This window comes from Fictibacillus phosphorivorans (assembly GCF_001619875.1).
Taxonomy (GTDB): domain Bacteria; phylum Bacillota; class Bacilli; order Bacillales; family Fictibacillaceae; genus Fictibacillus; species Fictibacillus phosphorivorans_B.
In genome coordinates, this window is record NZ_LRFC01000039.1 from 144,400 (window position 1) to 155,247 (window position 10,848).

A 10,848-nucleotide genomic window follows, 5' to 3' on the forward strand; every position below is an offset into this window, starting at 1 on the left:
TCCTTGAGTGCTTTGCTGTTTTTAACCTTTTGTACCACCAGCTGTTAGTCCAGAAATAAAGTAACGCTGCAGTGATAAGAAAAGCAGACCAATCGGAATTGCTACTAAAACAGAACCTGCTGCAAAAAGTGTAAAGCTGTTTCCAAATTCGTTCTTAATCATGTTAAACAAACCAACCGCAAGTGTCATCTTTTCATCTGAGCTGATTAGAATCGAAGCTAAGATAAAGTCAGCGAACGGTGAAATGAAACTAAAGAGTGCGATTACCGCAAGAATTGGCTTTGAAAGCGGAAGAATGATCTGCCAAAAGATACGGAAGTGCCCAGCACCATCAATACGTGCAGATTCATCTAATTCTTTAGGAATCGTATCATAATAGTTCTTCGCTAAGTATGTGTTCATCGGAATTAATCCGCCCACGTACACAAGAATTAAGGCAAAGTGTGTATCAAGCAAACCTACTTGGTATGCAAGAATATAGATTGCCAAGATGGCTACGAATTGCGGAATCATCTGCAAAATCAAGAAAAGAAGAAGTCCGTTCTTACGTCCAACAAACTTGTATCTTGAAAATGCATAAGCTGTAAGACCAATAAAGATTACCGAAAGTACCATTGTGATAAAGCAAATTTTCAGTGTGTTCCAGTACCAAATGAGGTAATCCGTTTCAGCGAACAGCTTTTTATAATGAGTCAATGTCGCATTCTCAGGAATGATCGTTGAGCTCGATAGTGTGTTACCTGGGTTAAAGGAAGAACCAATAACCCAGAGAATTGGATAGATTACGATTGCTATAGCCGACAATAATACTAGATAGGACAGAGTTAAACGAATTCTTCTTGCTGTTTTTATACTCATATTAAATCATTCCTTCGTCCTTAAATGATTTCGTCTTTCTAAACTGCCATAGGGCAAGTGAAACGATAATTAACGATAATAGTACAGTTACTGCTGCAGCCTTGCTATATTGAGCTGAAGTCATCGTTAAGTTATAGATCCATGAGATTAGGATATCTGTTCCTCCTGCATTTTGATCAGCTACTGCAGGACCACCGTTGTTAAAGAGGTAGATAACGTTAAAGTTATTAAAGTTAAACGTATATTGTGTAATTAAGATTGGTGCTGTTGTAAATAGAATCATTGGCAGTGTAATCTTGCGGAACTTATCCCAGTTCGATGCGCCATCTACTGTTGCAGCTTCATACAATTCACCCGGTATGGACTGAAGTACGCCAGTTGTCATCGCCATGATGAACGGGAAGCCTAGCCAAGATTGAATAAAGATCAATGCGATCTTCGTATAAAAAGGATCTGTCATCCAAGGTATGGAATCGATTCCAAGTGGTGCTAAAAGAGATTGGTTAATCGCCCCAAATGTGTCATTAAACAATCCTGAGAAAATTAAAATCGATACGAATGCTGGTACTGCCCAAGGCAAGATCAATAGTGTTCTTATAACACCCTTAAACTTAATTTCCTTTTGGTTTAAAACAACTGCCAGGAAAATACCTACTGAAACTTGAAGTGTTGTTGCCGTAAAAGTCCAGATAATCGTCCATGCAAAAACAGATATGAAAGTTTCACGCCAAATATCTAACGAGAATATTTCAATAAAGTTCTTGAACCCTACCCAATCCACAAGTTTTGCTGGTGGAGAGTTATATAGGTTGTAGTTCGTGAAAGCAAGAAGCAACATGAAAATAATCGGAAAAATAACAACAAAGATTAATAATAGGAATCCAGGACCAACCATTAAGTACGGGAATCCTTTATCAACTACATTGTGGTATTGCTCTTTCAGTGTGCTTAGTTTTAACCCTTGATCACGCTTTTTCCCATTCTGGTAAGCATCATAAATGTTAAATGAGTAAAACCCTAATCCGATTGCTACTACGAGTATTGATATAACCCCGTTTACTAGCAAGAATATTGAGTGATCACGAGGCACTTCAGTACCAAGAGTTACAATTCCCCAAAGCCCGATATTTAGAAAATCCAAAAATGCAATAAAATAACATGCTGCTAAAATTAAGAATGCGAAACCTTTAACAAATTGTTTGTTATAAAATTGCCCCATTCCTGGAATGATGGACAGCAGCGCTGCCGACTTACGATGTGTCATTACAGGGTTCCCCTTTCTTTTGCCCACTTACTGTTTTGTGTTTTGTTCGAAAGATTTTAGGACCCATTCATAAGCAAATCTTTCCAACAAACACAATAGTTAGAGAAAGCAGTACCCGCGACTTTTGGGTACCGCTTTCCTCTAATTATTTATTACTTGCTGTGGTTTGCTTCAATGTTTTGTCCAATTGTTTTTACTGCACTGTCTAGAGCAGCTTTTGGCTCAGACTTACCAGTTGCAGATAATTGAAGTGCGTTTGCAGCTGGAGCCCAAACTTCTGCCATTTCAGGAATGTTTGGCATTGGAACTCCACGTTCTGATTGAACAGCTACAGCTTTAGCTGCTTCGTTGTCTGCAATGATTGGGTCCTCCATAAGAGATACAACTGGAGGGATTTCTGCTGTTTTCTCAAATCGAGTTTTAGCATTTTCTTCGTTTGTGATAAACTCAACAAGTTTTGCAGCCCATTCTTTGTTTTCAGAGAATTGGCTTACATTGTAACCTTTAACTCCGATGAACGTTTTTACATACTCACCGTTTGGCAATTTAGGCATTGGTGCAACACCGATATCCACGCCAGCATCTTTGTACCCTTGGAATGACCAAGGACCGTTCATAACTGAAGCAACTTTACCTTCTTGGAAAAGTCCGTCAATTGTTTGTCCTGCTTTTTCACCAATGATACCTTTAGGGAATAATCCATCTTTGTACCAGCTAGTGATGTAGCTTAATCCTTCAACAGCACCTTCATTAGCTAGACCAAGGTCTTTTGGATCAAGAGTTCCGTTGTCGTCTTTAAATACATAGCTTCCGTATCCTGAAAGAACACCGTTCGCAAAGTAGAAGTCAGTCCAGTTTGCTAGGAATCCGTATTGTGCTCCACCTTTGTCACCTTTAGAGAAAGCAAGTACATCGTCTAAAGATTCTGGTGCTTCAGACATTTGCTTTTTGTTATAGATGAAAACTGGTGTTTCAGTTGACTTTGGAAGTCCATAAAGGTTTCCGTCATATGTTAATGCATTAATTGAAGATTCAGTGTAAAGCTTTGTAACATCATCAGAAACTTCGATTGGTGCGATTAGTCCTTCAATTGCTAATGGTCCAATACGGTCATGTGGAGTTGTGATAACGTCTGGTCCTTTTTTAGCTGGTCCATCAAGACGAAGCTTTTCTTGCTGGTCAAGCATTGGGATTTCTTTCATCTCAACTTTGATACCGTATTTCTCTTCGAACTTTTTAATAGCGTCTTGAGTACCAGAACCTTTTTCTTGGTCTTCCCAGATCACTAATTTTTCAGGCTTGTCTGCCGCCTTATCTTTCTTGCCGCCAGTAGATGAGCTGTCATCTTGCGGTCCGCAAGCAGCTAGAGCACTTGCAGCTAGAGCAAAAGTTAATGGTAATGCTAATAACTTTTTCATCAATTGTACCCCCTATTGTAATTGGAAATTCGAAGCATACAAACGTTTGCACAGATTAGCAAAAAAAATGTTTTTCTGTCTTTAATGAAGTTTTTTGCCGTTTATGAAAACGATTGCATTACGTGCTCAATTTCATTATACCTATGCTTTGAATTTTTACAATACTTTTTTAATTATTTTTGTTTTCGCTTTCATTGCTCTTGATTTTTTTGATGTAAGCGGTTTATACTATCATCATTACAAGTTGAAGGCAATGTACGATCCTTAAGTGGGTACAACCTAGGAAATCTATAGGTTGTGCCCTATTTTTATTTTTCAGGATAATGAAGGGAGAATGAAATATGTTAAAAGAAGCAATCTATCACAGAGCAGGAAACAACTATGCTTACGCATATGATGAGAAAACACTTCACATTCGTTTACGCACCAAAAAAGGGGACGCAGATTCAGTATCGTTAATTCATGGTGATCCATATGACTGGACGAAGGAAGGCTGGCAAACGGCAAGGGCTTCAATGACTTTAAGCGGTACAGATGAATATTTTGATTATTACTTTATTGCGATTCAGCCTCCTTACCGCCGTTTGCGTTATGGATTTGAGCTAAAAAGCGGTGAAGAAACACTGATCTATACAGAAAAAGGGTTTTATGAAGAAGCGCCATTTGATGACACGGCTTATTATTTTTGCTTTCCATTCTTAAATGCCATTGATGTTTTCCGTGCTCCTTCATGGGTAAAAGACACGGTTTGGTACCAGATCTTCCCTGAGCGTTTTGCAAATGGTGACAAGAGCAACGATCCAGAAGGGGCTCGCCCATGGGCAAGTGAAGAACCTAAGCCGAATAATTTCTTCGGTGGAGATTTTCAAGGTGTGATCGATCACATTGACCATCTCAAAAAACTTGGTGTGACGGGTATCTACTTCACTCCTATCTTCGAGGCAAAATCAAACCACAAATATGATACGATTGATTACTTAGAAATTGATCCTCAGTTTGGTGATAAAGAAACGTTCAAGAAGTTAGTAAAAGTTTGCCATGAGAACGGTATAAAAGTAATGCTAGATGCTGTATTTAATCATAGCGGCTATTATTTTGAACCGTTTCAAGATGTACTAAGAAATCAAGAGAATTCTATTTATAAGAACTGGTTCCATTTAAGAGAGTTTCCGATTCAAACAGAGCCGCGACCAAATTATGATACATTTGCTTTTGAAAAATCTATGCCAAAATTAAACACAGAAAATCCTGAAGTACGAGAATATTTGTTGAAAGTTGCCCGCTATTGGGTTGAGGAGTTTGACATCGATGGATGGAGACTTGATGTGGCTAATGAAGTAGACCATTCCTTCTGGAGAGAATTTAGAACAGCAGTTAAATCCGTAAAACCTGAAGCCTATATTTTAGGAGAGATCTGGCATGATTCAATAAGCTGGCTGCAAGGTGATCAATTTGATGCTGTAATGAACTATCCGTTTACAAATGCCGCGCTTGATTTTGTAGCAAAAGAATCCATTGATGCAAAAGTCTTTGCTGAAAAAATGACTTCTGTTCTTCACATGTATCCTGAGAATGTTAATGAAGCAGCGTTTAATCTGTTAGGCTCACATGATACGAAGCGTGTTCTAACATTCTGTGAGGAAAATAAAGATAAGATGAAGCTGCTTTTCCTTTTAATGCTTACGTTTAAAGGAACACCTTGCATCTATTACGGTGATGAAATCGGCATGACTGGCGGTAATGACCCTGGCTGTAGAAAATGTATGGAATGGGACGAATCCAAACAAGACTTAGATCTCTTCGGGCATATCCAATCTCTGCTCTCACTTCGTAAAGAACACAAAGTATTAGCAAACGAAGGTGAAATGAAATTCATTTCAGCAGTTGGTCAATCTCTTGTTTACGAGCGATCAACAGATGAAGATAGTGTGCTGATTATTCTGAATGCAGGAGAAAAAGAAACTGAGATTTCAGTTGAGATTCCTGAAGGTTACATCCACCTTTTCGGGTCATCATTTGAAGGATCATTGCCTGCATATGGATTCAGTTTATACCAAAAGAAATAAGACTGTTTATCAAGGATGTGTTAATAGCTGTTTTTGTAAATTTTTTTGATATTTGAAGGGTTGATTTCCGTTCCAGGTGCTCGCTTTCCGCGGGGCAGGCGGTGAGCCACATTCGTTACGTTTCACTTTTAAGTGTCTCACCTGCCCACCTGTCCCGCAGGAGTCTCCCACCTTCTACTACAATCAACTGTTCAAAGAAGACAATTGATAAGATTTTTTAGACAATAGCTTTTTTTGAAAGTTAGTGTCTGTGGTTTTTTAAATCTCCTCTCTATGTACAGGTAGCTGGGAGTCGGCCATACTGGAATTTTTTATCGTACACGTTAATTACCTTTTTTACGTTACTTTATGGTTTTTCTTCATTGACAAGTTGCTTGTAGTGTAAGGATGCGAGACTCCTGCAGGACGAGTGGTCAGGTGGAGACTCCTAAAGGCGCAAGGCTCACCGGACGCCCTGCGGAAAGCGAGCATCCTGAAACGGAGAGCAACCACTTTACAAAGACTACAAAGCATATCCAACAGCCCCTTACCGTAAAAAGTAAGGGGATTTTATTTCAGTAACTTAACTTTCCTGCTACAATGGAAAATATTCAATCAACACGATGGAGAGGGATGTACATGAAAGGAAACAAAGCCGCCAAGCTTTCCCTTTTTGCCATTACGTGGCCGATCTTTATAGAAATTATGCTTCATATGTTAATGGGTAACGCTGATACGCTCATGCTAAGTCAATATTCAGACCATTCAGTGGCTGCAGTTGGTCTGACTAACCAGTTATTATCAATCGTAATCGTCATGTTTGGTTTTGTAGCTACTGGTGCAAGTGTTGTCATTGCACAAGCGATCGGTGCTAAATTGGAAAGGACTGCAGCAGAAGTTGCCGTTGTAGCGATAATGGGGAACTTGCTTTTCGGTTTACTATTAAGTGCCATCTTAGTCATCTGGGGCGATGTTTTTTTAAGGTGGATGAACACACCACCTGAGTTAATGGCTGATGCATCCAGCTACCTTTTGATTGTTGGTGGATTTTCATTTATTCAATCTGTCATTATGACGATTGGAGCTGCTATCAGAAGTTATGGGTTTACGAAAGATGCGATGTATGTCACGATCGGCATGAACATCTTAAATGTTTTTGGAAACTACTTGTTTATTTTTGGAGCGTTCGGTTTCCCTGTCTTAGGCGTTGAAGGTGTAGCCATTTCGACTTCTGTCAGCCGTTTTCTTGGTTTAGTCGTGATTTTGTATCTATTATTTAAGCGATCTTCTATTCCTCTTCCCTTTGCAAGTTCTATTAAATTGTTCCCAATTCATATCAAGAGCGTTTTAAGAATCGGTTTGCCTTCAGCTGGTGAACATCTTTCATACAGTGGATCTCAGATGCTTATTACGTTTTTTATTACATTGCTTGGAACAACTGCGCTGACAACGAAGGTATACACGTTTAATATCATGATGTTTATCTTCCTGTTTGCGGTTGCGATCGGTCAAGGCACCCAGATTTTAATCGGTCATTTAATCGGAGCAAAATCATATGATTCTGCCTATAAAATGTGTTTAAAAAGCCAGACGTACGCCATGATCATCAGCTTTTTGATGGCAGGGGTTGCTTCTCTGTTTGCTAAACCCCTTCTTTCTATATTTACAGACAACCCCGAGATCATTAAAGAAGGTACTTTATTGCTCTACTTAACACTGTTGCTTGAACCAGGACGTTCGTTTAACCTTGTTATTATTTCAAGTTTACGTGCGGCTGGAGATGTTAAATTTCCGGTTGTGATGGGTATCATTTCCATGTGGGGTGTAAGTGTACCTCTTGCTTATCTTTTAGGCATTACGTTTGATTTGGGCTTAGTGGGCATTTGGCTTGCTTTTACAGCTGACGAATGGCTTCGAGGTTTGTTCATGCTATCGAGATGGCGAAAGAGAAAATGGCAAAAGCAGCATATCATACAAAGAGAAGCTACTGCTTAAAAAAGTAAAAACCGGAGAACATGATGTTTTCCGGTTTTTTATTTAATCAATAATATTAATATGATAATCTGATAACCAGCTATCAATCTGCGCGAGATGCGCCATAAGCTGAGGACCTGTCATCAGCTGGCCAAACCATGGCTCTTTAAATGTTTCCCCGTTCGTATCAATGATCTCTTGCACTTTTTTGCGGTTAAGCACTTCAAAAAGAGGAGAATTTTTTTTCGAAACAATAGATTGCAGCCAGTCTTTGACTCCATTCGTGTAAGCAGGGTGGAACGTTTTTGGATATGGACTCTTCTTGCGGTACAATACATCTTTTGGAAGAACTCCCGTTAATGCTTTCCTAAGAATCCCCTTCTCTCTTCCGTCCAACATCTTCATGTCCCAGGGAATGTTCCATGCGTACTCTACAATTCTATGATCTGCAAAAGGTACCCTTACCTCTAATGAAGCTCCCATACTCATACGGTCTTTCCGATCTAAGAGAGTTGTCATAAACCAGATCATATTAAGGTAAAAAATCTCGCGGCGTCTAGCCTCTAATTTTGTTTCTCCATCTAATCCTGGAGTCTCATTGACCGTTTCTTCGTACCTTTGCTGTACATATGACGCTAAGTTCAGCTTTTTAGACCATGAATCTTGCAGCAGATTTTGTCGAGCTGCCGTTGAACGCATCCATGGAAACATCTGACGGTTTAAGAGCTCTTCTTTATGAAACCATGGATACCCGCCAAAGATTTCGTCTGCACATTCTCCTGACAAGGCAACAGTAGATTGCGGTTTAATCTGCCGGCAGAACCATAATAAAGATGAATCTACATCAGCCATTCCTGGCAGGTCACGAACGGTAACCGCTTCACGCAAATGGTTGATCAAAAGCTCATTATCAATCACACAACTATGATGAACAGAACCTGTCGCCTCTACCATTTGATTGATCCAGTAGGCATCTGAATTTGGCTGATAATCACTTGCTTTAAAATATTTATCATTATCTACATAGTCGATGCTGAACGTATGAAGTTCACCTTTGTTTTCTTCTTTAAAATAATTTGCAGCGATTGCCGTGATTGCACTAGAGTCAAGTCCCCCTGAAAGGAAAGTACAAACGGGTACATCTGCTATTAACTGCCGTGTCACTGCATCATTAACAAGATGACGTACATTTTCAACCGTATCATCTAAAGAGTCTTGGTGAGGTTTGCTCTCAACGTTCCAATAACGCCAAATTTTCAATCCGTTTTTCGTAAACGTTGCAGCATGAGCAGGCCGCAGTTCTTTTATGCCTTTATAAACCCCGTTACCTGGTGTTCGAGATGGACCAAGGCCAAATACTTCCTGCAGTCCTTCCCGGTCCACTTCAGCCTTCATTTCCGGATGAGCTAATATTGACTTTATTTCGGAACCAAATAGAAACATGCCACCTTGCTCAGTATAAAAGAACGGCTTAACTCCTAAGCGGTCACGGGCCACGAATAAGCTTTGCTTCTCTTCATCCCAGATGCCGAACGCAAAGATTCCGTTAAATTTCTCAATACAACCTTCTCCCCACTCAATATAGGAAATTAACAGAACTTCTGTGTCAGAATGTCCCTCGAAATGATAGCCTCTTTGTAATAGCTCCTTTCGAAGATCTTCTGTATTATACAATTCACCGTTGTAGCAAAGCGTATAATTTGTTTTGTTCTTTGCCCTTGTCATCGGCTGAACGCCGCCTTCAATATCAACAACCGCTAATCTAGCGTGACCGAAGCCTGCATGTGTGGTACTCCAGACATTAAGCGCGTCTGGTCCTCTTTTAGATAAAGGTGTTGCCATTTTGATTAAAATATTCTTTTCATTAATGAGGTTACGATTCCAATCTGCCCAACCCGTTATTCCGCACATTGGTTTCATCCTTTCTGTACAAACTCCATTTCTAGTACGCATGCCCATTACTCAGCATATGCTTTTATCCTTGTTCGGGTGTTTCTGAAAATATTTGTGCAAGTTCTTCCAAGTTGTATATAATGAATACATATTTCAGAAGATAAAGGTGATTATTGGATGCCACAGTCGAAGTTTTTTCGTATCGGATACGGTTTGCTCCTCATTTTTCTTATTATTCTAGTGGGAACAAAGATTGATTTTATTTTTAGACCGATCGTCGTACTTGTTCAAACATTATTTTTTCCGTTTTTACTAGGCGGTGTTCTCTACTATTTGTTCCGTCCCGTTGTTCAGTTTTTACATAAGCGAAACGTTCCAAAGGTATTATCCATCCTGCTTATCTATCTGCTGGCTATCGGACTATTTGTACTCTTGTTCTATTCCATTGGTCCGGTCCTGCAAAGACAAGTTAGTAATTTAGTAGAAAATACCCCAGCTTTAATTGATGCTATTCGCTCAAAACTGAATGATCTGCAGCAGAACGAATGGGTTAGTCGTTTCCAGGATAGTGAACAGTTTGATGTAAAAGAGATTTCTGATAAAGTGTCAGCTTATCTTTCTAACAGTGCTCAAACCATTGGTACGAACATCGCAAACTTTATTGGAATCATTACAAACATTATTATGATTTTTGTTACGGTTCCTTTCATTCTTTATTACATGTTAAAAGAAGGTGAAAAGGCACCACAAATGGTGCTCCAAACATTACCTGAAAGACAGCGTAATAATGGAACAAAAATTTTAAAAGACATGGATATCGCGTTAAGTTCCTACATTCAAGGTCAAATCTTAGTCAGTGTTTGTGTCGGAACGATGCTGTACATCGGATACTTGGTGATTGGGATTGAGTACTCCTTAATCCTGGCGATCATCGCCATGTTTACAAATGTTATCCCGTTCCTTGGTCCCATCATCGGAGTTGTGCCAGCACTTATCGTAGCAATCGTCGATTCTCCAGCTATGGTCATTAAGGTACTTGTCGTGATGGTTATAGCTCAGCAAATTGAAGGAAATATCATCTCTCCTCAAGTCATGGGTAAGAAGCTCGACATCCACCCGCTGACAATCATTTCAATCTTGCTAGTTGCTGGAAGCCTTGGCGGATTACTTGGTTTGATCCTAGCCGTTCCGGTCTATGCTGTATTAAAGGTTATTGTGTTGCATACTTACAGATTAATTAATTTAAGAAGAACGAAAGAATTATAGGATTAAGAAAAGCACCGGAAACTGATCTCCGGTGCTTTTTAATGTGACAAATAAGATTCTTAGTTTTGATTTTTTTCCGCTCGTAAATCTTATCTTCCGCTCGTAAATCTTATTTTCCGCTCGTAAATCT

At 39.4% G+C, this 10,848-nt stretch carries 7 protein-coding genes; 3 read left to right on the plus strand and 4 right to left on the minus strand.

Annotated elements, in window-relative coordinates; translation table 11 throughout:
* Positions 1-21 precede the first annotated feature (21 nt).
* The 3 genes from AWM68_RS20720 to AWM68_RS20730 all read right to left on the minus strand — a co-directional run bounded on the left by AWM68_RS20720 (position 22) and on the right by AWM68_RS20730 (position 3,540).
* Positions 22-858 (minus strand): sugar ABC transporter permease, encoded by an 837-nt coding sequence (locus tag AWM68_RS20720; protein WP_066246030.1) that lies wholly within the window; start codon positions 856-858, stop codon positions 22-24.
* A 1-nt stretch (position 859) separates the two neighbouring features.
* Positions 860-2,122 carry a sugar ABC transporter permease gene (locus AWM68_RS20725; RefSeq protein WP_066246031.1) on the minus strand — a complete coding sequence of 421 codons (1,263 nt, stop codon included), beginning with the start codon at positions 2,120-2,122 and terminating at the stop codon, positions 860-862.
* 152 nt (positions 2,123-2,274) lie between these two features.
* Positions 2,275-3,540 (minus strand): extracellular solute-binding protein, encoded by a 1,266-nt coding sequence (locus AWM68_RS20730; RefSeq protein ID WP_066246032.1) that lies wholly within the window; start codon positions 3,538-3,540, stop codon positions 2,275-2,277.
* Between the two features lie 341 nt (positions 3,541-3,881).
* Here AWM68_RS20730 and AWM68_RS20735 point away from each other — a divergent pair, with 341 nt between their 5' ends.
* On the plus strand, positions 3,882-5,606 hold the full coding sequence (locus AWM68_RS20735; protein ID WP_066246033.1) for a glycoside hydrolase family 13 protein: 1,725 nt from the start codon (positions 3,882-3,884) through the stop codon (positions 5,604-5,606).
* 618 nt (positions 5,607-6,224) lie between these two features.
* Entirely contained in the window at positions 6,225-7,580 is a 1,356-nt protein-coding gene (locus tag AWM68_RS20740) for an MATE family efflux transporter (RefSeq protein ID WP_066246034.1), read from the plus strand.
* Positions 7,581-7,622: 42 nt separating this feature from the next.
* Here AWM68_RS20740 and asnB read toward each other — a convergent pair whose 3' ends face one another.
* Positions 7,623-9,470, minus strand: a complete 1,848-nt coding sequence (asnB, locus tag AWM68_RS20745) for an asparagine synthase (glutamine-hydrolyzing) (RefSeq protein WP_066246035.1) — start codon at positions 9,468-9,470, stop codon at positions 7,623-7,625.
* A 159-nt stretch (positions 9,471-9,629) separates the two neighbouring features.
* Here asnB and AWM68_RS20750 point away from each other — a divergent pair, with 159 nt between their 5' ends.
* Positions 9,630-10,718, plus strand: a complete 1,089-nt coding sequence (locus tag AWM68_RS20750) for an AI-2E family transporter (RefSeq protein ID WP_066246036.1) — start codon at positions 9,630-9,632, stop codon at positions 10,716-10,718.
* Positions 10,719-10,848: the final 130 nt, after the last annotated feature.